The organism is Ectopseudomonas composti, from assembly GCF_900115475.1.
Classification (GTDB): Bacteria; Pseudomonadota; Gammaproteobacteria; order Pseudomonadales; family Pseudomonadaceae; genus Aquipseudomonas; species Aquipseudomonas composti.
The window spans coordinates 785,418-811,296 of sequence record NZ_FOWP01000001.1 but is presented as its reverse complement, the minus strand read 5'-3'; the positions used below and the strand labels follow the sequence as shown (position 1 = coordinate 811,296).

24 protein-coding genes are annotated in these 25,879 nt (G+C 64.5%); 14 read left to right on the top strand and 10 right to left on the bottom strand.

What is annotated here, in order from left to right; genetic code table 11:
* Nucleotides 1–24: 24 nt before the first annotated feature.
* The 3 genes from BM059_RS03555 (at nt 25) to BM059_RS03545 (ending at nt 4,428) form a co-directional block, all read left to right on the top strand.
* A complete protein-coding gene (locus BM059_RS03555) occupies nt 25–1,566 on the top strand; it encodes a phosphoenolpyruvate carboxykinase (protein WP_074936754.1) in 1,542 nt (513 codons plus the stop codon).
* Between the two features lie 298 nt (nt 1,567–1,864).
* The gene (locus BM059_RS03550; RefSeq protein WP_074936752.1) at nt 1,865–3,796 is read left to right on the top strand and encodes a RecQ family ATP-dependent DNA helicase; all 1,932 of its coding nucleotides are present in this window, start codon (nt 1,865–1,867) and stop codon (nt 3,794–3,796) included.
* A gap of 116 nt (nt 3,797–3,912) precedes the next feature.
* Nucleotides 3,913–4,428 carry an REP-associated tyrosine transposase gene (locus BM059_RS03545; RefSeq protein WP_074936751.1) on the top strand — a complete coding sequence of 172 codons (516 nt, stop codon included), beginning with the start codon at nt 3,913–3,915 and terminating at the stop codon, nt 4,426–4,428.
* Nucleotides 4,429–4,500: 72 nt separating this feature from the next.
* Here the strand turns inward: BM059_RS03545 and BM059_RS03540 are convergent, their stop codons facing one another.
* From BM059_RS03540 to BM059_RS03520, 5 genes are read right to left on the bottom strand one after another with little or no spacing between them, the layout of a single operon-like run.
* Nucleotides 4,501–5,097 carry an ABC-type transport auxiliary lipoprotein family protein gene (locus BM059_RS03540; protein WP_074936749.1) on the bottom strand — a complete coding sequence of 199 codons (597 nt, stop codon included), beginning with the start codon at nt 5,095–5,097 and terminating at the stop codon, nt 4,501–4,503.
* Entirely contained in the window at nt 5,094–6,011 is a 918-nt protein-coding gene (locus BM059_RS03535) for an MlaD family protein (protein WP_074936747.1), read from the bottom strand. The genes BM059_RS03540 and BM059_RS03535 overlap by 4 nt, the downstream gene beginning before the upstream one ends.
* The gene (locus BM059_RS03530; RefSeq protein ID WP_074936746.1) at nt 6,012–6,797 is read right to left on the bottom strand and encodes an ABC transporter ATP-binding protein; all 786 of its coding nucleotides are present in this window, start codon (nt 6,795–6,797) and stop codon (nt 6,012–6,014) included. It lies immediately after the preceding gene.
* The gene (locus tag BM059_RS03525) at nt 6,794–7,933 is read right to left on the bottom strand and encodes an ABC transporter permease (protein WP_074936744.1); all 1,140 of its coding nucleotides are present in this window, start codon (nt 7,931–7,933) and stop codon (nt 6,794–6,796) included. The genes BM059_RS03530 and BM059_RS03525 overlap by 4 nt, the downstream gene beginning before the upstream one ends.
* 46 nt (nt 7,934–7,979) lie before the next feature.
* A complete protein-coding gene (locus BM059_RS03520; protein WP_037000956.1) occupies nt 7,980–8,456 on the bottom strand; it encodes a hypothetical protein in 477 nt (158 codons plus the stop codon).
* Between the two features lie 108 nt (nt 8,457–8,564).
* Here BM059_RS03520 and BM059_RS03515 point away from each other — a divergent pair, with 108 nt between their 5' ends.
* The 4 genes from BM059_RS03515 (at nt 8,565) to BM059_RS03505 (ending at nt 12,799) form a co-directional block, all read left to right on the top strand.
* Complete coding sequence (locus tag BM059_RS03515) at nt 8,565–10,049, top strand: flavin-containing monooxygenase (protein ID WP_074936742.1); 1,485 nt, start codon at nt 8,565–8,567, stop codon at nt 10,047–10,049.
* A gap of 143 nt (nt 10,050–10,192) precedes the next feature.
* Nucleotides 10,193–10,360, top strand: coding sequence for a hypothetical protein (locus tag BM059_RS25360; RefSeq protein WP_167364552.1), 168 nt, complete (start codon nt 10,193–10,195; stop codon nt 10,358–10,360).
* Between the two features lie 233 nt (nt 10,361–10,593).
* Nucleotides 10,594–11,514, top strand: coding sequence for an aldo/keto reductase (locus BM059_RS03510; protein WP_074936740.1), 921 nt, complete (start codon nt 10,594–10,596; stop codon nt 11,512–11,514).
* 1 nt (nt 11,515) lies between these two features.
* On the top strand, nt 11,516–12,799 hold the full coding sequence (locus tag BM059_RS03505; protein WP_074936739.1) for an NTP/NDP exchange transporter: 1,284 nt from the start codon (nt 11,516–11,518) through the stop codon (nt 12,797–12,799).
* Between the two features lie 53 nt (nt 12,800–12,852).
* Here BM059_RS03505 and BM059_RS03500 read toward each other — a convergent pair whose 3' ends face one another.
* Nucleotides 12,853–13,749: a LysR family transcriptional regulator gene (locus tag BM059_RS03500; RefSeq protein ID WP_074936737.1), complete on the bottom strand. Its 897-nt coding sequence runs from the start codon at nt 13,747–13,749 to the stop codon at nt 12,853–12,855.
* 98 nt (nt 13,750–13,847) lie between these two features.
* Between BM059_RS03500 and BM059_RS03495 the strand changes: the two genes are divergently transcribed.
* The 6 genes from BM059_RS03495 (at nt 13,848) to BM059_RS03470 (ending at nt 20,610) form a co-directional block, all read left to right on the top strand.
* Nucleotides 13,848–15,089, top strand: a complete 1,242-nt coding sequence (locus BM059_RS03495; RefSeq protein WP_074936735.1) for a 3-hydroxyacyl-CoA dehydrogenase — start codon at nt 13,848–13,850, stop codon at nt 15,087–15,089.
* On the top strand, nt 15,086–16,876 hold the full coding sequence (locus BM059_RS03490; protein WP_074936733.1) for an acyl-CoA dehydrogenase C-terminal domain-containing protein: 1,791 nt from the start codon (nt 15,086–15,088) through the stop codon (nt 16,874–16,876). Before BM059_RS03495 ends, BM059_RS03490 begins: the two co-directional genes overlap by 4 nt.
* 129 nt (nt 16,877–17,005) lie before the next feature.
* Nucleotides 17,006–18,169 (top strand): iron-containing alcohol dehydrogenase, encoded by a 1,164-nt coding sequence (locus BM059_RS03485; RefSeq protein ID WP_074936731.1) that lies wholly within the window; start codon nt 17,006–17,008, stop codon nt 18,167–18,169.
* Nucleotides 18,170–18,268: 99 nt separating this feature from the next.
* Entirely contained in the window at nt 18,269–18,703 is a 435-nt protein-coding gene (locus tag BM059_RS03480; protein WP_074936729.1) for an acyl-CoA thioesterase, read from the top strand.
* A gap of 78 nt (nt 18,704–18,781) precedes the next feature.
* Nucleotides 18,782–19,846 carry a DUF2157 domain-containing protein gene (locus BM059_RS03475; protein WP_074936726.1) on the top strand — a complete coding sequence of 355 codons (1,065 nt, stop codon included), beginning with the start codon at nt 18,782–18,784 and terminating at the stop codon, nt 19,844–19,846.
* Entirely contained in the window at nt 19,843–20,610 is a 768-nt protein-coding gene (locus BM059_RS03470; protein WP_074936724.1) for a DUF4824 family protein, read from the top strand. Before BM059_RS03475 ends, BM059_RS03470 begins: the two co-directional genes overlap by 4 nt.
* On the opposite strand, the gene BM059_RS03465 is transcribed toward BM059_RS03470, so the two are convergent.
* The 4 genes from BM059_RS03465 to BM059_RS03450 all read right to left on the bottom strand — a co-directional run bounded on the left by BM059_RS03465 (nt 20,604) and on the right by BM059_RS03450 (nt 25,262).
* Complete coding sequence (locus BM059_RS03465; RefSeq protein WP_037005444.1) at nt 20,604–21,047, bottom strand: glycine zipper domain-containing protein; 444 nt, start codon at nt 21,045–21,047, stop codon at nt 20,604–20,606. The two genes, BM059_RS03470 and BM059_RS03465, sit on opposite strands and share 7 nt — an antisense overlap.
* A gap of 78 nt (nt 21,048–21,125) precedes the next feature.
* Nucleotides 21,126–23,465 carry an FdhF/YdeP family oxidoreductase gene (locus tag BM059_RS03460; RefSeq protein WP_037005442.1) on the bottom strand — a complete coding sequence of 780 codons (2,340 nt, stop codon included), beginning with the start codon at nt 23,463–23,465 and terminating at the stop codon, nt 21,126–21,128.
* Nucleotides 23,462–24,277, bottom strand: coding sequence for a formate dehydrogenase accessory sulfurtransferase FdhD (gene fdhD, locus BM059_RS03455; RefSeq protein ID WP_074936722.1), 816 nt, complete (start codon nt 24,275–24,277; stop codon nt 23,462–23,464). The genes BM059_RS03460 and fdhD overlap by 4 nt, the downstream gene beginning before the upstream one ends.
* 97 nt (nt 24,278–24,374) lie before the next feature.
* Nucleotides 24,375–25,262 carry a LysR family transcriptional regulator gene (locus BM059_RS03450; RefSeq protein WP_037003754.1) on the bottom strand — a complete coding sequence of 296 codons (888 nt, stop codon included), beginning with the start codon at nt 25,260–25,262 and terminating at the stop codon, nt 24,375–24,377.
* A 119-nt stretch (nt 25,263–25,381) separates the two neighbouring features.
* On the opposite strand from BM059_RS03450, the gene lysM reads away from it, so the two are divergent.
* Complete coding sequence (lysM, locus tag BM059_RS03445) at nt 25,382–25,819, top strand: peptidoglycan-binding protein LysM (protein ID WP_037003755.1); 438 nt, start codon at nt 25,382–25,384, stop codon at nt 25,817–25,819.
* Nucleotides 25,820–25,879 lie beyond the last annotated feature (60 nt).

Sequence of the window (25,879 nt, the reverse complement as noted above, 5' to 3'; positions counted from 1 at the left end):
GGCCAGCGGCCGACGGGGACCCTCATGACGCAAGCCAACAACGCCGTGTACACCGACATCAGCGCCGCGCAACTGGTCGAAGAAGCCATTCGCCGTGGTGAAGGGGAACTGGCCGCCAACGGCGCGCTGGTCGTACGCACTGGTCATCGCACTGGCCGCTCGCCGGCTGATCGCTTCATCGTTCAGGAGCCGAGCACCGAGGCGCAAATCGCCTGGGGTGCCATCAACCGTCCGTTCCCAGCCGACAAGTTCGATGCCCTGTGGGACCGTGTCACTGCCTTCAACGATGCGCAGGAACACTTCGTTTCCCACGTGCACGTCGGCTCTGCCGAAGAGCATTACCTGCCGGTCAAAATGACTACCGCGACCGCCTGGCAGAACCTGTTCGGCCGTCAGCTGTTCATCAACCCGCCAGCCTACAACCCGGCGGGCCGTTCCGAGTGGCAAGTGCTCAACGTCGCCAACTTCGAGTGCGTGCCTGAGCGTGACGGCACTAACTCCGATGGCTGCGTGATCATCAACTTCGCTGCCAAGAAAGTGCTGATCGCCGGCATGCGTTACGCCGGTGAAATGAAGAAAGCCATGTTCTCCGTGCAGAACTTCCTGCTGCCGGAAAAAGACGTGCTGCCGATGCACTGCGCCGCCAACATCGGCGAAGAGGGCGACGTGACCCTGTTCTTCGGCCTGTCCGGCACCGGCAAGACCACTCTGTCCGCTGACGAGTCGCGTTACCTGATCGGTGACGACGAGCACGGCTGGGGCGAAGGCGTGGTGTTCAACGTCGAAGGTGGTTGCTACGCCAAGTGCATCGACCTGTCCGAGAAGAACGAGCCGGTGATCTGGAAAGCCATCCAGTTCGGTACCGTGCTGGAAAACGTCGTGCTCGACGACAGCCGCACCCCGGATTACGCCGACGACAGCCTGACCCAGAACAGCCGCGCGGCCTACCCGCTGGAGTACGTCGAGAAGCGCAGCGAGAAGAACCTGGGCGGTGAGCCGAACGCGGTGATCTTCCTGACCTGCGACCTGACCGGCGTACTGCCGCCGGTGTCGATCCTCAACAACGAGCAGGCGGCTTACCACTTCCTGTCCGGCTACACCGCGCTGGTCGGTTCCACCGAAATGGGTTCGGGCGGCGGCATCAAGTCGACCTTCTCCACTTGCTTCGGCGCGCCGTTCTTCCCACGTCCGGCTGGCGTCTACGCCGAGCTGCTGATCAAGCGCATCAATGCCTTCGGCTCCAAGGTCTACCTGGTCAACACCGGCTGGACTGGCGGTGGCTACGGCGTCGGCAAGCGTTTCAACATCCCCACCACCCGTGGCGTGATCGCTGCCATCCAGAGCGGTGCCCTCATCGGTGCCGAGACCGAGCACCTGCCGATCATCAACCTGGATGTGCCGAAGTCGGTACCGGGCGTCGAGACCAATCTGCTCAACCCGCGCAACACCTGGGCAGACCAGAACGCCTACGACGAAGCCGCCAAAGGCCTGGCCAAGCTGTTCATCGACAACTTCACCAAGTTCGATGTCAGCGAAGCGATCAAGAACGCCGGCCCGCAGCTGTAAGCTGAGTCCCGTTCTCTGACAAAGCCGCCTTCGGGCGGCTTTGTCGTTGTTGGAGGCCGGGTGCCGTGTAGGGCGGGTGAAACCCGCCGTGGCCAGCGTGTCGGGTTGCACCCGCCCTACGAGGACGCACACAGCAGGCCGGTGACCCTTCCCGGATTTCATCCGGGCTACATACAGTGTCCGAGGTAGGGGGCGCCTTGCCACCGGTTCTCCACGGGATTCTGTCGGTGCGCATGGCGCACCCTACCTAACCGCGTTATGGTCAGGGACCATTCAGCGGTCAATGGAGTGACAGCGCATGTCCACCCTCAAACGTGTCTTTGGCTTCGATCAACTGCGACCCGGCCAGGAAACGGTGATCAGCACCGTGCTCGCCGGTCGCTCGGCGGCGGCGATCTTCCCCACTGGCTCGGGCAAGTCCCTCTGCTACCAACTGCCGGCGCTGCACCTGCCGCACCTGACCCTGGTGATTTCGCCGCTGCTGGCGCTGATGCAGGACCAGCTGGCCTTCCTCCACGCCCACGGTATTGCGGCGGCCAGCATCGACTCGGCGCAGAGCCGCGAGCAGGCTGCAGAGGTGATGAGCCGCGCCCGCAGTGGCGAGCTGAAGATCCTGATGATCTCGGTGGAGCGCCTGAAGAACGAGCGTTTTCGCAATTTCATCGCTCAGGTACCGATCTCCCTGTTGGTGGTCGACGAAGCGCACTGCATCTCCGAGTGGGGCCACAACTTCCGCCCGGATTACCTCAAGTTGCCCGACTATCAGCGCCAGTTCGGCATCACCCAGGTGCTGCTGCTGACCGCCACGGCGACGCCCAAGGTGATCGTCGACATGCGCGAGAAGTTCGCCATTGCTGAAGCAGACGTGGTCACCACCGGTTTCTACCGGCCCAACCTCAACTTGCTGGTCGAGCCGGTGCCTGGTGGCGCCAAGGCGCAGCGCCTGCAGCAATGGCTGGCGCCGCGGCGTGGCCAGGCGAGTATCGTCTACGTCACCCAACAGAAAACTGCCGAGCAGGTCGCCGAGCGCCTGGCGCGAGACGGTCTGGCGGTGAGCGCTTATCACGCGGGTATGGCGCATGACGTACGTGAGTCGATCCAGCGCCGGTTCATGGCTGGCGAACTGGAGTGCATCGTCGCCACCATCGCCTTCGGCATGGGCATCGACAAGCGCGACATCCGCAACGTGGTGCACTTCGATCTGCCCAAGTCGGTGGAGAACTACAGCCAGGAAATCGGCCGCGCCGGACGTGACGGCCAGGCCTCGGACTGCCTGGTGCTGGCCAGCCGCGACGGTCTCAGCGTGCTGGAGAATTTCGTCTACGGTGACACGCCGGAGCTCAGCGGCATTCGCGCCGTGCTCGACGATCTGCGGGCGGTCGGCACGGGCGGGCAGTGGGAGCTGATGCTCGGGCAACTGGCGGATCTGAGCAATATCCGCGCGCTACCGCTGAAGACCCTGCTGGTGCAGCTGGAACTGCGCAGCGTCATCGCGCCGCGTTATGCCTACTTCGCCGAGTACCGCTTCAAGCTGCTGCTGGACGACGACGCGCTGCTGGCGCAGTTCGAGGGCGAGCGCCGCCAGTTCGTCGAGGCCATCCTTGCCAGCTCACGCCGCGCGCGGACGTGGAATACCCTGGATTTCGACGTGCTCTATCGCGATCACGGCGCCGAGCGCGCGCGGGTGGTCAAGGCGCTGGATTACTTCCAGGAAAAGGGCTGGCTGGAGCTGGAAAGCAAGCAGATGACCGAGGTCTATGCCGTGCTCGATGGCGACTTCGATGAGGTGGCGCTGGCCAATGATCTGCACGCGCACTTTTGCGCTCACGAGGCCAGCGAAATCGCCCGTATCCAGGCCATGCTCGGTTTGTTCGAGAGTCGCGAGTGCTTGAGCCGGCGCCTGGCGCTGTACTTTGGCGATGAGCAGGCGCCCGAACATTGTGGACATTGCTCGGTATGCCAGGGCCATGTCGCGAGCCTGCCGCAACCGCCGGAGCTGCCGCCGTTGAGGGGGCGCGACGCGCAGGCACTGTGCGCGGCCTTAGTCGAAAAATACCTGCAGCATGCCGGCCACAAACCGAGCCACGAGTGCCTGACGCGTTTTCTCTGTGGCGTGACCACGCCGCTGTTGACCAAGCTCAAGGCACGTCAGTTGGCCGGCTTTGCTGCGCTGGAGGATTACCCTTACGCGGAGGTGCGAGCCTGGCTTGCGGCAACCGGGGGCGATTGATCAGTTCGGTGAGGGTAGGGTGGACATGGCGAAGCCTTGTCCACCGCTTGGGGCTGGCGGACAAGCCTTCGGCATGTCCGCCCTACGATTTCTCCGCATACACAAGGAATGTGGCTATGCCGAATTACCGGCGGGTTTGGATTACGGGCGGGTCTTATTTCTTTACCGTCAATCTGCAGGATCGTCAGAGCGATCTGTTGATTCGCGAGATCGATTTGCTACGGCATGCCGTGGCTACCACCAAGGAGCGCCATCCTTTCACTATCGATGCCTGGGTGGTTTTACCGGAACATATGCACTGCCTGTGGACATTGCCGCCTGGCGACAGCAATTTCGCCAAGCGCTGGATGGTGATCAAACAACTTTTCTGTCGAGGTTTGCCCGTGAGGCATGAACCAGGTTCGCGACGTGAGCGAGGCATCTGGCAGCGGCGCTATTGGGAGCATCTGATCAGGGATCAAGAGGATTGGAATCGACATTTCGACTACATCCACATTAATCCGCTTAAACATGGCTGGGTTGAGCGTGTGCGGGACTGGCCATATTCCAGCTTTCATCGTGCTGTACGCGAAGGCTCGTATTCGCTGGGTTGGGCGGGAGATAGCGAGTTGAGGGTGCCAGGCGGTGATTGAGATCGTTGGCAAGTGGCGGACAAACCTTCGGCATGTCCACCCTACGGTTGCTAGCCCTGTCCACCGTTCGGTTCAGCGGCTGCGTTGCCCTTCGGCCAGCGTCCAGTCCACCAGCTCGCGGGACAAACGATCACCGGCCTGGCCGAAGGCAGCTACCACCGCTGGTACCGACGTATCAGTCGCCGGCTGGCTGACGCTGAAGCGGCGGCTGGCGAGGATACGTTGATCACGCGCGTCGACCAGGCGCACGTCGAGCTGGATCAGCGCCTCGGCAGCGCCGTCGCGATACTGGCTGTGGAAGCTGCGCAGGTCGCTGACCAGTTCCAGGTCGGCCTGCAGGCGTTGTTCTTCATTGCTCAGCGCCTGAACCCGGCCGTCGTCGTGGAAGGCGTCGAGCAGGCGGCCGCGCAGCAGTGGAGGTGTGCGCTCGCTCCAGCGTACGCCCTGATAGGTATTGACTCGACCCGGCTCGGGCAGCACGACGATGCGCGTGCCGTCGAGCAGCTGGTTGCTGACCGGGCTGTTGATGCGCAATGACCAGTCGACGCGCTGGGTCTGCGTCGGTAACGCGGCGCCTGGTAGCAGGTAGATATCCAGCGGTTCGCTCTGTGGCAGGATCGAGCAAGCGCTGAGCAGGCCAGCGGCCAGCAGCAGGGACAGGCGCTTCATGGTTGGAACTCCTTGATGCTGTCGTTGCGCAGCAGGTAGCCGGTGGGGTCCTGCTCCAGGCGGCGCGAGAAGCTACGCAGGGCGCCGAGGGTGTCGCGCAGTTCACCAATCGCTGGGCCCAGTTCGCCGAGGCCCTGCATGCCGTTGTCCAGCGCGCTGCGGTTGCTCTGCAGTAGCTCCTCGATATTGCGGCTGCTGCGTTCCAGCGAGGCCATCAGGCGTTCGGCATTGGCCAGTACCTGGCTGCCCTGGCCGTCGAGCAGGCCATTGGCCGTGCGCATCAACTCGGCCGCTTCACGGGTGGCGGCACTGGTGTGGCGCAGGACTTCGCCCAATTCATCGCGCTGCTCGGCGATACCCGCGGTGGCCTGCTCCAGATTCTCCAGGGTGCGCGATACGCGCTCGGCGTTCTCGCGCGAGAGCATTCGGTTGGCGCGGTTGAGCAGGCGAGTGATGTTGACCACCAGGTCTTCGCCGTTGGCCATCAGCCGTGAGAGAGGTGAGCGGTCGGCGATGATGATGCCGGGTTCTCCATTCTGGCTTTCCAGTGCCGGGCTTTCCGGGCTGCCGCCATGCAGCTGGATCACCGCCAGGCCGGTGATGCCGGTAATCGCCAGGCGGGCGCGGGTATCCTGTTTGATCGGTGTCTGGCCGACGATGCGAATCCGCGCCCGCACGGTACGCGGGTCGTCCGGGTCGAGCCCCAGGCTGATTACATCGCCGACCTTGATCCCGCTGTACTGCACGGCGCTGCCTTGCGACAGGCCGGTAACCGCCTCGTTGAAGATCACCTCGTAGTCGGTAACGGCGCGGTCAGCGCCGGCCTTGTTCAGCCACAGGCCGAACAGCAGCGCGGCGCCCACCGTGAGTACGGTAAACAGGCCGATCAGCACATGATGGGCTCTGGGTTCCATTCATTGACTCCCTACCGCCGCAGCGGCCTGTGCAGCCGCGCGTCCACGCGGGCCGTGAAAATATTCCTGAATCCAGGCGTTGTCGGTGGCAGCCACCACGTCCAGGCGGTCGGCCACCAGCACCTTCTTCTGCGCCAGCACCGCGACCCGGTCGCAGATGCTGTAGAGCGTGTCCAGGTCGTGGGTCACCAGAAACACACTCAGACCGAGGCTGTCGCTGAGGGTGCGGATCAATTGGTCGAAGGCCGCCGCGCCAATCGGGTCGAGGCCGGCGGTGGGTTCGTCGAGAAACAGGATGTCCGGGTCGAGCGCCAGGGCGCGGGCCAGGGCGGCGCGTTTGACCATGCCGCCGGACAGCGAGCTGGGGTACTTGCTGCCGGCGTCCTGCGGTAGGCCGGCGAGGGCGATCTTGACCCTGGCCAGGCGCTCGGCTGCAGCGCGCGACAGGCCGGCGTGTTCGATCAGCGGCAGGGCGATGTTCTCGCTGACGGTCAGCGAGGAGAACAGCGCGCCGCGCTGGTAGAGCACGCCGAAGCGCCGCTCCAGCAACGAACGCCGCTCGGCCGGCAGGCTCAGCAACTCCTCACCGAATACCCGCACGGTGCCGGCATTGGGTTGGCGCAGGCCGACGATGCTGCGCAGCAGCACGGATTTGCCGGTACCGGAGCCACCGACCACGCCGAGGATCTCGCCGCGATAAAGATCGAAATCCAGGTGCTCGTGCACCACCTGACTACCGAAGCGATTGCTCAGGTCGCGTACCTCGATGACGGTCTCCCGGCTCACCAGCCCATCTCCATCAGGAACAACGCCGCCAGGGCGTCGAGCAGGATGACCACGAAGATCGATTGCACCACCGCCGAGGTGGTGTGCTCGCCCACCGACTGCGCACTGCCGCTGACCTTGAAACCTTCCAGGCAGCCGATCAGAGCGATCAGGAAGGCGAAGATCGGCGCCTTTAGCAGGCCGACCAGAAAGTGCCGCAGCAGGTCGCTTTCCTGCAGGATCGACAGGTACATGGCCAGCGGAATATCCAGTGACAGCGCGCAGACCAGAGCGCCGCCGAGCATGCCGCTGAGCATGGCGATGAAGGTCAATATCGGCAGGGCGATGAGCATGGCGAAAACGCGCGGCAGCACCAGCAGTTCGATGGGGCTCAGGCCGAGGGTGCGGATGGCGTCGATTTCCTCGTTGGCCTTCATCGAGCCGATCTGCGCGGTGAAGGCGCTTGCGGTGCGGCCGGCCATGAGAATCGCAGTGAGCAGCACACCGAATTCGCGCAGGAAGGAGAAGGCCACCAGATTCACCGTGTATATGCTGGCGCCGAAGTCGGCGAGGATGGTCGCGCCGAGAAAGGCCACCACGGCGCCCACCAGAAAGGTCAGCAGGGCGACGATGGGCACGGCGTTGAGCCCGCATTGTTCCAAATGCGCGGTCAGCGAGGTCAGGCGCCAGCGCGTCGGCCGCACCAGTATCGCCAGCATGCTGGTCAGGGTCAGGCCCATGAACCCGAGCAACGCGCGGCCCTGGTGCCACATGCTTTCGACCACTTCGCCGATGTGCCCAAGTACTTCACGCAGCACCGACGGCTCCGGCGGCGTCTGAGCATGCTGGCTGTCGGCCATGGCATCGGCCACTGTCAGCAGCAGTGCGCGGCGTTGTTCGTCGAGTTCGCTCTGCTTGATCAGTTGACTTAGGCGTTCGCTGCCGAACAGCTCCACCAGCAGGGCGGCGCCGGCGGTATCCAGGGCGGCGAGCTGGCTGAGGTCGACGGGGTCCTTGCTCTTCACGCGTTCGCGCAGGGCCAGCACCTGGGGTTCGAGCTGGCTGTAGTGGGCCAGCGTCCAGTCGCCACCCAGCCGCAAGCCGCTGGCGGCGTCCGTGCTGCTGGTCTGCTGCAAGGTCAGGTAGGGAGTGGTCATCGGCACAGCTTAGCGCCGCACGGGCGCATCCGGCCAGTCGCGCTATTCACTCGGCGTTCTGTGCCTCTTCTCGGGCCAGTTGCTGGATATAGCTTGCGAAGCCAGGATCTTCGCCGCGCAGCAATTGCGGCAGACGCTCGCGGAAGTCCTCGCGGCGACTCCATTCGCGCATGTAATCCTCCCAGGAGTGCCAGCGGCGCCGGCGTTTCTCGTCCATCTTCGGTTCGTAGAGCAGCAGGTAGGCGCGCTCGAACAGCGAGACCAGCATGTCGAAGATCACCAGCATGCGCTCCTGCTGCTCTTCGCTGAGGTCGGCCGTGGCGTGCTGGCTGCGCAGGCGCAGATCGGGGTTGGCCAGTACCACTTCGAGAAAGTCGATGTAGGCGTCGGACACCTGCTGCCAGGTGGCGTCTTCCTCGTTCTGCCGTTCCTTGCGTTGCTCGAAGAGAAAGACGGCGATGGCGAACGGCAACGCCACCACGGTGACGATGTAGGACAGCAGTTCCCAGTTGGCCGTGTTCATGAGCGCTCTCGTCGGTTGTTCCTGAGCCACTCTAGCCACACGAAAGAACGGATGACAGCGTTCTCGACTAGGGTGAAGCTCAGCATTCATCTCTAGCGAGTGTGTCTCATGTCCGTGGAACACCTGGATGTTCTGATCATCGGCGCTGGCCTGTCCGGTGTCGGTGCCGCCTGCCACCTCAAGCGCCTGTGCCCGGGCAAGCGCTTCGCCATTCTGGAAGGGCGCGAGGCCATGGGCGGGACCTGGGATCTGTTTCGTTATCCGGGCATCCGCTCCGACTCGGACATGTACACCCTGGGCTACAACTTCAAGCCCTGGAGTGACCCGCAGGCCATTGCTGACGGCCCGTCGATCCGTCATTACATCGAGCAGACCGCCGCCGAGCATGGTGTCGACCGACTGATCCGCTATCGGCACAGAGTGCTCAAGGCCGATTGGTGCAGTACCAGCGCCACCTGGCAACTGCTGGTGCAGCGCGGCGACGACAGCGAGCCGCTGCACATGAGCTGCCAGTTCCTGATGATGTGCACCGGCTACTACCGCTACGAAGCCGGCTACACGCCGGAGTTCGTCGGCCGCGAGGATTTTCAGGGCACGTTCATTCACCCGCAGCTGTGGCCGGAGGGCTTCGACTGCAACGGCAAGCGCGTGCTGGTGATCGGTAGCGGTGCTACCGCCGTGACCCTGGTGCCGGCGCTGGCCGAACAGGGGGCGCTGGTCACCATGCTGCAGCGCTCGCCCAGTTACGTGATCAACCTGCCGCAGCGCGATGCGCTGTCCAATGCGCTACGCCGCGTCCTGCCCGAGAAGTGGGTGTATCGCCTGGCACGCGGACGCAACGTGACCCTGCAGCTGGTCTTCTACAAGCTGGCCAAGCGTTTTCCCAACCTGGTGCGCCGGGTGCTGCTGGGCTTGGTGCGGCGGCAATTGGGTGGCGTCGATCTGCGCCACTTCAGCCCCCGCTACAAGCCTTGGGACCAGCGCGTCTGCGCGGTGCCGGACGGTGATCTGTTCCGGGTGCTGCGCCACGGCAAGGCGCAGGTGGTGACCGCCGAGATCGAGCGCTTGACCACGCAGGGCATCCGCCTGAAAAACGGTGAAGAGCTGGCTGCCGACGTGATCGTCAGTGCTACCGGCCTGTATCTGCAGTTGTTCGGCGGCATCGCCGTGAGCGTCGATGGCGCGCCCTTCGAGGCGCCGAAGAGCATGGGTTATCGCGGCATCATGCTGCGCGACTTGCCCAACCTGGCGGTGGTGATGGGCTATACCAACGCCAGCTGGACGCTCAAGGCCGACCTTTCCAGCGAATACTTCTGCCGCCTGATCAATCATCTGGAGGCCATCGGCATGCGCCAGGTGACGCCTCGTGACAGCGCAGGCGATATCCGCCAGGAGCCCTTTCTCGACCTGCAATCAGGCTATATCGAGCGCGCGGCGCACCTGCTCCCCGCTCAGGGCGACCGGGTGCCATGGAAGCTGCACCAGAACTACCTGCTCGATTTGGCGCTGCTGCGCTACGGCAAGCTGGAGGACGATTATCTGCTGTTCTCCAGCCCGCACGACACACAGCGAACGGCGCTGGCGCGGCCCTGATTCCATGGGGGTATAGCGAATGTCCTACAATAAAATGCAGAATTGCGCCGCTTACGTTCCTGGCATAGCGCCACTACAATTTTGCGATCTGTGTCACGGATGAACCAGCGGGTGCTGGGCACCCATTCAACGAGAGGTCGGCTATGAAGGAACAGCGCCATCTACCCGCTCTGCGGGCTCATATCGAGCAACTGCTGAGCAAAGGCTGGATCATTTCCAGTCGCAATCCCCTGACCCTGCAGCACGGTCACCGCTGCTATCTCGTCTCCCACGGCATGCTGATCAGCGACTCTGCTTCGCGCGCTGCCTGAAACGCTTTCCCGACCGCTGCGCCGTTATCCCGCCTGGCGCAGCGGCATTTTTGGTTACCGGATATTGCGTCCGTAAACTGCTGCAGTTTCTCTCTCGCTCCCGTCATAGCCGGGTTCCAGCGTATTCCTCTCCGTCGTTCTCGGTCGCTACCGAACCTGTAGTGGATGTAACGCCTTGGTTCGAGCGTGGTCAGTGCCTATAACCAATCGGTCACTGTTCGAGGAACCACGCCATGCCCAGTCGTCGTCGAGTCCTGCAAGGCAGCGCCAGCCTGGCGGCGTTAGCCGCGCTGATGCCCTGGCTACCGTCCTCTGTTTTCGCCTCCGAAACCTTGCTGACGCGGGCGATTCCCAGCAGCGGCGAGCAGTTGCCGGTGATCGGCCTGGGAACGTCGCGCACGCATGACGTGGCGATGACCGAGGCGGCGCTGCAACCCTTGCGTGAAGTGCTGCAGGCACTGGTCAACGGCAGCGCCAGCCTGGTGGATACCGCGCCCAGCTACGGGCGGGCTGAGGCCGTGTGCGGCGCCTTGGCTGCCGAAGACGGCATGCGCAAGAAACTGTTCTTGGCCAGCAAGGTGTCGTCCACCGGGCGTTCTGCTGGCGAGCGTCAGGTCGAGGCCAGCTTCGCCGCTCTGCGCACCGACACTATCGACCTGATGCAGGTGCACAACCTGCAGGACACCAGTACCCAGCTTGGTCTGTTGCGCGAGCTGAAAGAGCAGGGACGGGTACGTTACATCGGCGTCACCCACTATCTGGATTCCGCCCATGAGCGCCTGCTTGAGGTGCTGCGCAAGGAACCGGTGGATTTCGTTCAGTTCAACTACTCCATCGGTGAGCGCAACGCCGAGCGCGAGCTGTTGCCCTACTGCGCCGACAAGGGCATTGCGGTGCTGATCAACCGGCCGTTCCAGCGCTCGGCACTGTTCGACCGGGTCAAGGGCAAAAGCCTGCCGGACTGGGCAGCGGTGGAACTGGACGCCACGTCCTGGGCGCAGTTGATGCTCAAGTTCATCCTCGCCAACCCGGCGGTGACCGCAGTGATTCCGGCGACCTCTACGCCGCGCTACATGGCCGACAATATCCTTGCCGGCCAGGGCCGTCTGCCCGACGCGGCGCAGCGCCAGCGCATCATCGAACTGTTTGCCTGAGATGCAGGCGCTCACTCGGCGCCTGGCACGGGCGATCAATGCCGAGGGCGAAGAACTGGCTGCGGTACTGGCCGGCTTCGCCCTGTTCTTCTGCCTGTTCGCCGGCTACTTCATGTTGCGGCCGATCCGCGAGGCAATGGGCATCACTGGCGGAGTGAACAACCTGCAGTGGCTGTTCACTGCCACCTTCGTCGTCATGCTGCTGGCCGTGCCGCTGTTTGCCTGGCTCAACTCGAAAGTGCCGCGCATTCATTTCATCGACTGGGTGTACGGTTTCTTCTGCCTCAACCTGCTCGCCTTCGTCCTGCTGTTTCGCGTCGACCATGACAGCGTGTGGCTGGCGCGGGTGTTCTACGTATGGATCTCGGTCTACAACCTGTTCGTCGTTTCGGTGGCCTGGAGCCTGATGGCCGACGTGTTCGATGGCGCCCAGGCGCGCCGGCTGTTCGCCTTCATCGCGGCGGGCGCCAGCGTCGGTGGGCTTTGTGGGCCGCTACTGAGCACGCTGCTGATCGGGAGCGTCGGCGAGTCTGGCTTGATGCTGATGGCGGCCGTGCTGCTGGGGGCGGCGATGGGGTTCAAGCGTTACCTGATGGTTTGGCGTGAACAGCAGGGCGCCGGGAGACCGGGGGCAGTGAGCGGCGAGAGCCCACGACGTCCGGTACCGGGCAACCCTTTCAGCGGTCTGACGCGCATGCTCGGCTCGCGCTACTTGCTCGGCATCGGTGCGTTCATCCTGTTGCTGACCTCGGTCAGCACCTTTCTCTACTTCGAGCAGGCGCGCCTGGTGGCCGAGCTGTTTCCGGATCGCGCCGCGCAGGTGAAGGTGTTCGGGGTGATCGATTTCGTCGTGCAGGCCGGCGCCCTGGCCGCGCAGTTGTTCATCACCGGTCGGGTGGCGCAGAAGCTCGGTGTGCGCGTGCTGCTGTCGATCGTGCCGGCGCTGGTGTGCTTGGGCTTTATCGGCCTGGCGCTGGCGCCGACCTTCGCCATGCTGGCGGCGCTGATGATCGTGCGCCGCATCGGTGAATATGCCTTCGTCCGGCCGGGGCGGGAAATGCTCTTCGCCCCGCTGGACGCCGAGAGCAAATACAAGGCGAAGAACTTCATCGATACCGTGGTCTATCGCGGCGGTGATGCCCTCAGCGGCTGGGCCAAGGCCGGGCTGGACATGCTCGGTCACGGTGCCTGGCTGGTGGCCATGGTCGGGGCGCTGTGCGCCGCGCTATGGGGCGTGCTCGGCTGGTATCTGGGCGGCCGCGCCGACCGACAGGCCGATGCGTAGGGCGGGTGCAATCCGTCGCTTCGGCAATGGCGGGTTGCACCCGCCCTACAAAACTACTCCGCGACTGCGACGATTTCTTCGATCAGCCATTGCAGCGCGGCATCGCGTTGGCGCTGCGCCAGGCTGACCACTTCCAGGTGGAAGGGGCCGAGAGTGAAGGGCAGTTCGAATAACTGCAGCGGCAGCAGCGTGGCGAAATGCCGAGCTAGAGCGGTTGGCAGCACCGCAGTCAGTTCGCTACCGGCGACGATATGCGCGGCCTGCAGGTAGTTCGGCGTGGTGTAGAGAATCTGCCGCGACAGGCCTTGCTCGCCCAGCCACTGGTCGACCATGCCGCGGGTCTGCCCGCCATGCACCCAGAGGTGGCGCAGGCGCAGGAAGGTGGCCAGGTCCGGTTGCGCCTGCAGTAGCGGGTGGTCGTTGCGCGCCGCCAGCTTGAGTGTCTCGCTCATCCAGTGACGGCGAGCGAAGCGCGCAGGAATCTCGTCGAAGCGGCCCAGCACCAGATCCAACTCGCCCTTGTCCAGCGCCTCCATCGGCAGGCTCGGGCTGAGGTGGCGAATATCGATGCCGATACCCGGCGCTTTTTGGCTCAGGCGGTCGAGCAGGCGCGGCATGCACACCAGCTCCACATAGTCGGTGACGGCGATGCGAAAGCGCTGGCGACTCTCGCCGGGATCGAAGCTTTCCCCGGCGCTCAGGCTTTGTTCCAGCTGGCGCAGGGCGCTGCGAATCGGCGCCTCCAGCGCCAGCGCCCGGGGTGTCGGTTGCATGCGCCGGCCCACGCGTACCAGCAGCGGGTCGTCGAGCAGTTCACGCAGGCGGCCCAGTGCATTGCTCACGGCGGGCTGGCTGAGGGACAGGCGCTCGGCGGCGCGCGACACGTTCTGCTCACGCAACAGGGCATCGAGCACGCGCAGCAGGTTGAGGTCGAAGTTGCTGAAATTCATCTGCTGAATACGTCGTATCACAAGACTAAATTTCAAAAATAGTAGCGGCTTGCTTATCGTGACCCAAGCTTTTCCCTGCGTATTCGAGAGGAACAACAATGACTCAAGTCGTCTCGCCGCTTCGCTGTGCCGCCGTGATCGGTGCCGGCACCATGGGCCGCGGCATCGTCATCAGCCTGGCCAATGCCGGCTTGCGCGTGCTGTGGCTGGACAACAACCCGCAGATGGTCGAGCAGGGCCTGGCGATGGCCGAGGAAACCTGGGCGCATAACGTCGCCAAGGGCCGTATCGCTTCACTGGAAGCGGCGGCGCGACGCGCACGTATCGAAGCGGTGGACAGCTATGCGGCGTTGGCCGACGCTGACCTGGTGATCGAGGCGGTGTACGAGAACCTCGAACTCAAGCAGCGCATCTTCCGCGAGCTGGACGCGGTGATGACGCCCGGCGCCATCCTCGCCAGCAACACCTCGGCGCTGGATATCGACGCCATCGCCGCGGTCACTTCGCGGCCAGAAGCGGTGCTGGGCCTGCACTTCTTCAGCCCGGCGCACATCATGAAACTGCTGGAAATCGTGCGGGGCGCCGAAACCGCACCAGCCGTGCTGCAGGCCACGCAGGAACTGGGCGCGCGCATGGGCAAGGTGGCGGTGGTGGCCGGCAACTGCCATGGTTTCATCGGCAACCGCATGCTGCACAACTACGTGCGCGAGGCGCGCATGTTGCTGCTCGAAGGCGCCTGGCCGCATCAGGTGGATGCGGCGCTGCAGGGCTTTGGCTTCGCCATGGGACCGTTTCGCATGTACGACGTGGTCGGCATCGATCTGGAGTGGCGCGCCCGTGAACTGGCCGGCCAGGGTCAGGACGACCCGGCGGTGCAGGTGGATAACCGCTTGTGCGAACAGGGGCGCTTCGGCCAGAAGAGCGGCAAGGGTTATTACCTGTACGCACCGGGTAGTCGCCAGGCCGAGCACGACCCGCAGGTGGACGCGCTGGTGCAGGCCGAGTCCGAGCGTCTGGGCTTTAGTCGCCGTGATATTGGCAACGAGGAGATTCTCGAGCGCTGCCTGCTGGCACTGGTCAACGAAGGGGCGAAGATTCTTGAAGAGAACATCGCAGCCAACAGCCACGACATCGATCTGGTCTACCTCAACGGCTACGGGTTTCCCATCGAGCGCGGTGGCCCGATGAGTTGGGCCGATGGCGAGGGCGTCGGCGCCATTGGTCAGCGCCTGCGGCACCTGGCCGAACGCTTCGGCAGCCATTGGCAACCAGCGCCGTTGATCGAGCGCCTGGCCAGCGAGAACAAGCACTTCAGCGACGTACAGGAGGGCCGGGTATGAGCTATCAGGCGCCATTGCGCGACATGCGTTTCGTGCTGCACGAGCTGTTCGATGCTACCGGCCACTGCGAACGCCTGGGCAACGGCCTGGACCGCGAGCTGATCGACGGCGTGCTGGAGGAGGCTGCGGCCTTCGCTGCCGGTGAGGTCGCACCGCTCAATCGCAACAGCGATGAGCAAGGCTGCCAACTGCGCGACGGCGCGGTGACCACGCCCAAGGGTTTTCGCGAGGCCTACCAGCAATACGTGGACAACGGCTGGGCGAGCATGACCGGGCCGGTGGAGCACGGCGGCCAGGGCTTTCCGCAACTGGTGGCTTTCGCCTTCCATGAGATGCTGATGGGCGCTTCGCTGTCCTTCCGCGTTTACTCCGGGCTAACCGAGGGCGCGGTGCTGGCGCTGCACAAGCACGGCAGCGAAACGCTGAAACAGCATTACCTGGGCAAGCTGGTCAGCGGCCAATGGACCGGCACCATGTGCCTGACCGAGCCGCAGGCTGGCACCGATCTGGCGCTGTTGCGTACTCGCGCCGAGCCGCAGGCCGACGGCAGCTATCGCGTCAGCGGCAGCAAGATCTTCATCAGTGGCGGCGAGCAGGATCTGTCGGAAAACATCATCCACCTGGTACTGGCGCGTCTGCCGGATGCGCCGGCGGGCGTGAAGGGCATCAGCCTGCTGCTGGTGCCGAAGTTTATCGCCAACGAGATCGGTGAGCCGGGCGAACGCAACACGCTGTCGTGCGGCGCCATCGAGCACAAGATGGGCATCAAGGGCGCCTCCACCTGCGTGATGAACTTCGACGGCGCCAGCGGCTGGCTGGTGGGCGAGGCCAACCAGGGCCTGGCCTGCATGTTCACCATGATGAATGACGCGCGCTTTCAGGTCGGTCTGCAGGGTCTCGGCATCGGCGAGGCGTCCTTCCAAGGCGCGCTGCGTTATGCCCGTGAGCGCCTGCAGTCGCGCGGTCTGGCCGGCGTACAGGCGCCGGACAAGGCGGCCGACCCGATCATCGTGCATCCCGACGTGCGACGCATGCTGTTGACCCAGAAGACCCTGGTCGAAGGCAGTCGCATGCTCGCTGCCTACACCGCGCGCCAGCTCGATCTGGAGCACGGCGCCGAGTCGGCCGAGGCGCGCAAGGCGGCCGGCAAGCGCGCGGCGCTGCTGATTCCCATCGTCAAGGCGTTCTTCACCGACATGGGCCAGGAAGTGGCCAGCCACGGCGTACAGATATACGGCGGGCACGGCTTCATCCGCGAGTGGGGCATGGAGCAGTTGATGCGCGACAGCCGCATCACCCAGCTCTACGAGGGCACCAACGGCATCCAGGCGCTGGACTATATCCGTCGCAAGCTGCTGGGCGACGGTGGTGCCGAGCTGTCTGCCATGCAGGCCGAGTTCAGCGAGCTGTGCGACGCCCAGGTCGGTCGCTCGGCACTGGTGGAGATGGCGGCCGTGGTACAGGCGCGTCTCGGTGAATGGCGCGAGCTGAGCAGTGCCGTGATCGCAGCCTGTCAGCGTGACCCGCAGGAGATCGGTGCTACCTCGGTGGATTTCCTCCAGTACTCGGCTTATCTGCTGCTGGCTGGTTTCTGGCTGCAGGCGGCGGCGCGAGCGCAGGATGCGCTGGAGGCGGGCAGCGGCGAGGCAGCGTTCTACCAGGGCAAGCTGCACAGCGCGCAGTTCTACCTGCGCCGTGTGCTGCCACGCGCCAGCGCGCACCGCGAATCCTTGCTGGGAGGGGCGGATTGTTTGATGGCCTTGGACGAGGAGAGCTTCGCGTTCTAGCACGGGTTATTGGTGCGCGCGGCGCACCCTACACGTGAGACGTGCAGCGGCGTAGCCCGGATGCAATCCGGGGAAATTTGCCTGACCGATCCCGGATTGCATCCGGGCTACAACAAGAGGAGCAATCCCATGCATCCCTTCAGCTTCGCCACCACCGCGCAGATCCTCTGCGAATCCGGTGCCAGCCTGCGCCTGGCCGAACTCTGTCGTGAGCGCGGCGCGCGCCGCGTACTGATCGTTACCGACCCCGGCATCACCCGTCTCGGTATGCTCGAAGCGCTGCTGCCGGGCTTTACTCGCGCGGGTATGAGTGTGCAGGTGTTCGACCAGGTGCTGGCCGACCCGCCGGAAGCCGTGGTATTGGCCGCTGTGGCGCAGGCTCGCGAGTTGCAGGCGGAGCTGGTGGTTGGCTTCGGTGGCGGCAGTTCGATGGATGTCGCCAAACTGGTGGCGTTGTTGGCGCATCCCGACGGCGGCCAGTCGCTCAGTGAGATCTATGGTGTGGGCAATGCCCGCGGTCGGCGCCTGCCGCTGATTCAGGTGCCGACCACGGCCGGCACTGGCTCCGAGGTGACGCCCATCGCCATCGTTACCACCGGCGAAACCACCAAGATGGGCGTGGTGTCGCCAATGCTGTTGCCGGATCTGGCCCTGCTCGATGCCGACCTCACCCTCGGCCTGCCTGTGGCGGTCACCGCCGCCACCGGTATCGATGCCATGGTGCATGCCATCGAGGCCTACACCAGCGCGCTGAAGAAGAACCCCATTTCCGACCTGCTGGCACGCGAGGCGTTGCGCTTGCTGGCGGCCAATCTCGATGAAGTAGTGCGCAACGGCAGCAACCGCCAGGCGCGCCAGGCCATGTTGCTCGGCGCCTGCCTGGCCGGTCAGGCGTTCGCCAATGCGCCGGTAGCGGCGGTGCATGCGCTGGCCTATCCATTGGGTGGGCATTTTCATATTCCCCATGGGCTGTCCAATGCCCTGGTACTACCGCAGGTGCTGGCCTTCAATGCGCCAGCCGCCGCGCCGCTGTATGCCGAGCTGGCGCCACTGGTGCTGGGTGAGCGCTTACGGGCGGGCAGTGCGATTGCCCAGACCGAGCAACTGATCGAGGCGCTGGCCGGCTTCAGTCAGCGCAGCGGCTTGCCGACGCGGCTGCGCGATGCCGGCGTGAGCGAGGCAATGTTGCCCGCGCTGGCGGCGGACGCCATGCTGCAACAGCGCCTGCTGGTGAACAACCCACGCGAAATGAACGAGCAGCAGGCGCTAGTCATTTACCAAGCTGCCTATTGAGGCGAAGTTGTCGTAGGTGTGCACGGCGCACCCTACCGGTCCAGCGCCATTCCTGCCGTAGGGTGCGCCGTGCGCACCGAGGCCAGCCAAGGACTATCAATGAATCAACCCCAATACCTGCGTGGCGACTACCGCCACTTCCAGCCGATCACCACGCGCTGGCACGACAACGACATCTACGGCCACGTGAACAACGTGACCTACTACAGCTACTTCGACAGTGCGGTGAATGCTTACCTGATCGCCGAAGGTGGCCTGGATATCCATGACGGCGCAGTGGTGGGTTTCGTGGTCAGCTCCAACTGCGATTACTTCGCCTCCATCGCCTTCCCCGATGCCATCGAAGTGGGGCTGCGCGTCGGCAAGTTGGGCAACAGTTCGGTGCAGTACGAGCTGGCCATCTTCAAGGCGGGTGAGGAGCAAGCCTGTGCCGCTGGGCGTTTTGTCCATGTGTTCGTCGACCGGGCGAGCAATCGTCCCGTCGCGATCCCCGAGACCTTGCGTGCGGCGCTGGCGGCATTACAGGTGGATTGAGAGCTGCGCACCCACGTGGAGCCCCGCGCCAGAGTCCGGCCTGCTAGGCTGTGAGCTGTCATTCGCCAGGGAGTGCCCATGTCCGATCTCGAGCGCGAGCAGGCGCAGCAGCGCGCCACTCGCATCGCCGCCTTCCGCGAGGAGCTGGCCGAGCTGCGCCAGGAGCAGATATTGCACCTGAGCGAAGCGCAGGAGCAGGCCGTCGCCGAGCATCATCGCCAGTTGCTGGCGCACTTTCGCCAGACGCTGGATATCGACGCCGATGCCCGCGCTCGCCAGTTGTCGCTGGGCATGCGCCTGGCCTCGCTGTTCGGCGCGCTGGCGCTGGCGGCCGGGCTGTTCTTCCTGTTCTATCAGTTCTGGGGGCTGTTCGATGCCATTGCGCAAGTCGCCATCCTTCTCGGCAGTAGCCTGGGCAGCTTGTTGCTGTGCTTCTGGCTCCAGGCCCGCGACACCTCGGGTTACTACGCCAAGCTGGCGGCGGTGCTGGCATTCGTCTGCTTCGTGCTGAACCTGTCGATGCTCGGGCAGATCTTCAATATCACGCCTTCGGACAAGGCTCTGTTGCCTTGGGGAGCCTTGGCCCTGTTGCTGGCCTACCAGTGTCGCCAGCGCCTGCTGCTGGTGGTGGCGTTGCTCTGCTTCGGCCTGTTCGTCGCAGCGCGCCTGGGCGACTGGGCGGGCTGGCACTGGTGGTCGCTGGGCGAACGGCCGGAGTTGTTCATGCCGCTGGCGGCGCTGCTGCTCCTGCCGCAATGGCTCGAGCAGCGGCGCTATCCGGGCTTTGCCGCCTGCTACCGAGTGGTCGGGTTGCTCTACCTGCTCGGCCCGGTGCTGGTGCTGTCCTACTGGGGGGGCGGCAGCTATCTCGACTGGTCGACTGGGTGGATCGAGGCGTTCTACCAGACACTCGGCTTCGTCCTGGCGGGGGCAGCGATCTGGCTGGGCATTCGCCGTGGTTGGGGTGAAGTGGTCAATACCGGTTTGCTCTTCGCCCTGGTCATGCTCTTCGCCAAATTGTTCGACTGGTGGTGGCAACTGCTGCCGCGCTACCTGTTCTTCCTCCTGCTTGGCTTGATCGCCGTGCTGTTACTGGTGGTGTTGCAACGCTGGCGGCGCAGCGCGCCGGGAGGTGCGCAATGAAGCGGGCAGCGTGGCTTGGTCTTGGCGTGGTGCTGCTGAGCAATGCCGTCGCACTGGGTGGCGTCTGGTACAACCGCAGCGGCGAGCGCGAGGCGCAACTGCAGCTCAGCGAGCGTGAATTGCAGCGCGTCTATGGTGGCTGGTTACGTGATGAAGACGATGGCGTACTGCGCCTGCAACTGAGCTGGCAGCGCCCCGGAGAGGGCTGGCAACTACCCTGGCTGGACGAGGCCAAATTGCACGAGCTGGGTTACTCGGCGACCGACGAGCAGGCCTTGCGGCGGCAGCCGGCACGCGAGGTCTGGTGGGTGCTGGAGCTGGATGGGCCGCTGTACCGCAGCCAGGTCGAGCAGGCCCGTCAAGCATTGGCCGTCGCCGAGGCCGAGTTGCAGGCCAAGTCCGAGAGTGAGGTGTTGCAGCAGGCGCGCGATGATCGCCAGCGTCGCCTGCAATTCGTCGAACAGCAGGCCAGCCGTCTGATGCTGGTGGATGCGGGCGTGGATGCGCAGGTACTGCGCAAGCGCTGGCCGGATCGGCAGCGCCAGGTGTTACTGGCCGGGCGTATCGAGCCCTATCGCCAGGTTACGGAGGCCGGTTATGGCGCGACCGTTCGCCTGGAGAACGACCGCCTGAGTGTGCCCTACGCCTATCGCGACTTGGCGCGTGGCTGGGAGCGCAGCTACGAACAGACAGGGTTCAAGGCGCAGGTCGAAGTGGCCTTCGGTCGTCGCCATGAACCCTGGGTACTCAGCATCCGTCAGTGACGGCGCCAGTGTTTGTGGTGCTTCTTGTGTTTCTTGCCATGGTGGCGGTGATGTTTGCCGCGACGATCATCGTCGTAGCTGGCATTGCCCATGTAGTTGCCCAGCGCGCCGCCAGCACCGCCGCCGACTGCTGCACCGACCACGCCGCCGGTGTTGCCACCGACCTGCTGACCGACGACGTTACCGCCCGCTGCGCCCAGCGCGCCGCCAATGGCCGCTTCGGTACGGCTGCGGCGATCAGCGCCGACCATGCTGCCGGCGGCGCCACCGAGACCGGCACCGACCGCGGCGCCCGTGTTGCCACCGACCTGCTGACCCACCATCGCACCCACGGCTCCGCCTAGGGCACCACCCAGGCCAGCTTCGGTATTGCCGGCAAAGGCAAAACCGCCGCTAGTCAGGCCCAGGGAAAGAAAGAAGAGTTGCAGTGACTTCATGAGAACCTCGTACAGGAGTCGCCGGATCGACGTTATGCCATTGACCGGCGATGCCTGTGCGAGGTTCCTGGCCGCCGGTCAGCTCGCTGCGCTGCTGCCCAGCAGATTGCCGCCGTTGGCGGCCTGCAGGCAGATGGCGACGAACTTGCTGGTCGGTGTGCTGCTGCCGACACCGGCGCTTTCCAGTGGCACCAGCGGGTTGGCTTCGGGGAAGTAGGCGGCGGCCTGGCCGGCAGGAATGTCGAAGGCGAGCAGGGTGAAGCCGCTGATGCGGCGCTCGATGCCGTCGTTCCACAGCGAACGAATGTCCACCTTCTGCCCGGGCTTGAAGCCCAGACGCAGGATGTCCGCCTCGTTGGCGAAGAGCACGTCGCGTTGGCCGCGCACGCCACGGTAGCGGTCGTCGAGGCCGTATACGGTGGTGTTGTACTGGTCGTGCGAACGCAGGGTCTGCAGGATCAGGTCCGGCGTTTCACCGCTCTCACGCACTTGCGGGGGCAGCAGGTCGGCGAGCAGGGCGTTGGCCTTGAAGTTGGCCTTGCCGGAGGCCGTCTTCCATTGCCGCGCGCCAGCCGAGTTGCCGAGGTAGAAACCACCGGGGTGGGCAACACGCTGATTGAAATCGTGGAAGCCGGGAATGGTGTCGGCGATCAGGTCGCGGATGCGGTCGTAGTCGGCGATCAGTGCGTCCCAGTCCACCGGGTGGTTGCCCAGGGTGGCCTTGGCGATACCAGCGACGATGGCTGGCTCCGAGCGCATCTCGCTGCCGGAAAGCGGTTCGAGCTGGCCGTAGGAGGCGTGGATCATGCTGAACGAGTCTTCCACCGTTACCGCCTGCGGGCCGCCGGCCTGGTGGTCGATGTCGGTGCGGCCGAGGCACGGCAGGATCAGTGCATCGCGGCCCATGGTGAGGTGGCTGCGGTTGAGCTTGGTGCTGATCTGCACGGTGAGGTCGCAGCTCTGCAGCGCCTTGTGCGTGCGCGGGCTGTCCGGGGTGGCCTGGGCGAAGTTGCCGCCGAGGCCGATGAACACCTTGGCCTGACCGTCGATCATGGCGTTGATCGCCTCGACGGTGTTGTGGCCGTTCTCGCGCGGCACCTTGAACTGGAAGCGTTTTTCCAGGGCGTCGAGCAATGACACTGGCGGGCGGTCGTTGATGCCCATGGTGCGGTCGCCCTGCACGTTACTGTGGCCGCGCACCGGGCACAGGCCGGCGCCGGGGCGACCGAGGTTGCCGCGCAGCAGTTGCAGGTTGACGATTTCCTGAATGGTGGCCACCGAGTGGTGGTGCTGGGTGATGCCCATGGCCCAGCAGATGATCACGCGCTGGGCGCGACGGTACATGCGCGCAGCCTGTTCGATTTCCAGCAGGCTCAGACCTGACTGGGCCTCCAGTGCTTCCCAGGTGGTGTCGTCGATCAGCCTCAGGTAGGCATCGGCGCCATCGGTCTGCTCGGCGATGAAGGCATGGTCGAACACTGCCGGCTCGCCCTTGGCCTTGGCTTCACGCTCCCACAACAGGAGGAACTTGGCGATGCCGCGCAGGGCGGCCATGTCGCCGCCCAGGGCTGGGCGGAAGAACGCGGTGTTCAGCGGCTCGGAGCCATTGCTGAGCATCTCCAGCGCGTGTTGCGGATGCTGGAAGCGCTCCAAGCCGCGTTCCTTGAGCGGATTGAAGCAGACTACCTGAGCGCCACGTTTGACCGCTTCGCGCAGCGGTTCGAGCATGCGCGGGTGGTTGGTGCCGGGGTTCTGGCCGAGCACGAAGATGGCGTCGGCATGCTCGAAGTCATCGAAGGTCACGCTGCCCTTGCCGATGCCCACGCTCTGGCCGAGGGCCACACCGCTGGCCTCGTGGCACATGTTCGAGCAATCGGGGAAGTTGTTGGTGCCGTAGGCGCGGACGAACAACTGGTAGAGGTATGCCGCCTCGTTGCTGGCCCGGCCGGAGGTGTAGAATTCGGCGTGATCCGGGCTCGGCAGCGCCTTCAGATGCCTGGCGATCAGGGCGAAGGCTTCGGCCCAGGTGGTCTTCGTGTAGCGGTCGGTGCTGGCGTCGTAGCGCATCGGGTGGGTCAGGCGACCCTGATACTCGAGCCAGTAGTCGCTCTGCTCGCGCAGTTGGCTGACCGTGTAGCGGGCGAAGAAGGTGGGGTCCACGCGACGTTTGGTGGCTTCCCAGTTGACCGCCTTGGCGCCGTTCTCGCAGAACTTGATATGGCCGTCTTCGGGCGAGTCGCCCCAGGCGCAACCGGGGCAGTCGAAGCCGCCGTTCTGGTTGGTCTTGAGCAGCGCGCGCAGGTTCTTGAACGGCTGCTTGCTGTCCAGCCAGAAACGGGTGACGGCGTTCAGTGCGCCCCAGCCAGCGGCCGGGCCTTTGTAGGGCTTGTAGCGAGGATTGACGGGCTGCAGGCTCATGGTCGTTCTTCTTCGTCAGGCGCGGGGCTGTAGACCCGCGGCGTGCTGTGATGGGGCAGGTGGATCAGGTTGAGGCGATGGCGCCGCGCCCAGTCCACGGTCAGGGCGGTGGGGGCGGACAGGCTCACCAGGGTGCCGATACCGGCGCGCACCGCCTTGTGCAGCAGCTCCAGGCTGCAGCGACTGGTGACCAGAGCGAAGCCCCCTGTACTGTCGATGCGCTCGCGGGCGAGGGCGCCGATCAGCTTGTCCAGGGCGTTGTGGCGGCCGATGTCTTCGCGGCACAGACGAATCTCGCCCTTGGCGTCGATGAACAGGGCCGCGTGCAGCGCGCCGCTTTGCCGCGCCAGTTGTTGCTGATCGCCAATACGCTCGCGCAGGCCTTTCAGGTGTTCCAGCGGCGGCAGTGCGGTGCCGGGCAGTGCCGTCAGGGCCGGCAGCGCCTGTTCCAGCGCGTCCACGCCGCACAGGCCACAACCGCTGGTGCCGGCCATTTGCCGGCGTTGCTGCTTGAGCGCCCAGAACGCACGACTGCTGACTTGCAGGCGCGCTTCGCGGCTGTCACCGATACCGCGCAACTGGATGTCATAGATGTCGTCGATTGATGCGATCAGGTCGTTGCCAAGACTGAAGCCGACGGCAAAATCTTCCAGGTGATGCGGGGAAACCATCATCACTGCCTGGTTCAGGTCGTTGTAACTGATCGCCAGGGCGCATTCCTCGGCCAGAGCAGCGTGCTGCGCGCGGTCGTCACCGAGTTCGGCGTAGCTGTAAGCACTGGTGATGTGCGGCTGGGCGGCTGGCTTGGCCATCGAGGCGCGCTCTGTGACAGATTGACACAGCTAAGCCTAGGCCTGTGGGCGGGAAGCGTCTAATCGTTGGCTTTGATGTTCTGATCGAGCAAATCTATCAAGCGTTTGCGAGCCACTCTCGTGCTTCTTCGAAGCAGGCTTGTGCGAGTGCTGAGGCCGGGGCGCTACGACGCATGATCAGGCCTTGCAGCGCCAGGGTGTGGGCGCCGTCTATCGGCAGCAGGCGTAAATGACCGTCGGTCGGGGCGCCATCGGTCGGAATGGGCATCACGCTACAGCACAGACCGGCGCTGACGGCCTGAGTCAGATGGTGCACGGCATCGGCTTCCAGGCGTATCTGCGGGCTGAGACCACGGGCGCGGAAGCTGTGGTCGATGGACTGGCGAAAGTGCATGCCGCTGGAAAGCAGCCCCAGTGGCAGGTTGGTCAGCTGCTCCCAGCGCAGGCTGCTGCTGGCGAAGTGGAAATGGCGCTGATCGTAGAGCAGGCCCATGCGCGCCTCGGCCAGTTCCAGGCTGGCGAAATGCTCGCGGTCGAGGCGATCGAGATAGGACAGGCCGAGGTCGAGCTGATTGCGCACCAGCTGTTCGAGAATCTGGTCGCTGCTCAGTGCGTGCAGCTGAAAACGCAGCCCGGGGTGACGCTCGGCGAACAGGCTGATCAGCAGCATCGGATCGAAACTGGCCAGCGGCACCACGCCCAGGCGCAGCGTGCCCACCAGGTGCCCGCGGCAGGCGGCAGCCTCGGCGAGCAGGCCATCCTGTGCGGCCAGCACGCTGCGCGCCCAGGCCAGGATGCGTTCGCCTTCGGCGCTGAATCCCTCGAAACGCTGGCCACGACGGACCAGCTCCAGGCCCAGTTCGTCTTCCAGCTGGCGCAGGCGCATGGACAGCGTCGGCTGGGTCACGTGGCAGCGTGCAGCGGCCTGGCCGAAGTGACGGGTTTCGTCGAGGGCGACGAGAAATTTCAGCTGCTTTATGTCCATGGGGGCTCCTGGTCTGCCCGGATTCTAATGCGCGAACGCTAATCAGGGGTGTTTCCTGAACTAGACTTTTGTCTCCGGGCGGTTTGCCCGGTCATCCACATGGAACGAGAGGAATCGCCATGAGTCTGTTCACCTTTGTCAAAGATGCCGGGGTCAAGCTCTGGGAGTCACTGGTGGGTCAGGAGGCGCAGGCCGCCGAATCGCTCAAGGAGCACGTCGCCAAGGTCGGCCTGGGCAACCCGAACATCGAGGTCAGCGTCGAGGGTGACAAAGTGATCGCTCGCGGTGAAGTGGCCAGCCAGGAAGAGAAGGAAAAGATCCTCCTGGCGTTGGGCAATGTGGCCGGTGTCGGTGAGGTCGATGACCAGATCAGCGTGAGCACGCCTGCCCCCGCAGCGCGTTTCGTCACGGTGAAGAAGGGCGACACGCTGAGCGCCATCGCCAAGGCCGAATACGGCAATGCCAATGCCTACATGAAGATATTCGAGGCCAACAAGCCGATGCTCAGTCACCCGGACAAGATCTATCCGGGGCAGGTGCTGCGCATTCCCGAGTAGACCGTAGCCCGGATGCAATCCGGGGTGCGACGAACCTGTAGCTGTATGCCGAATCCACGG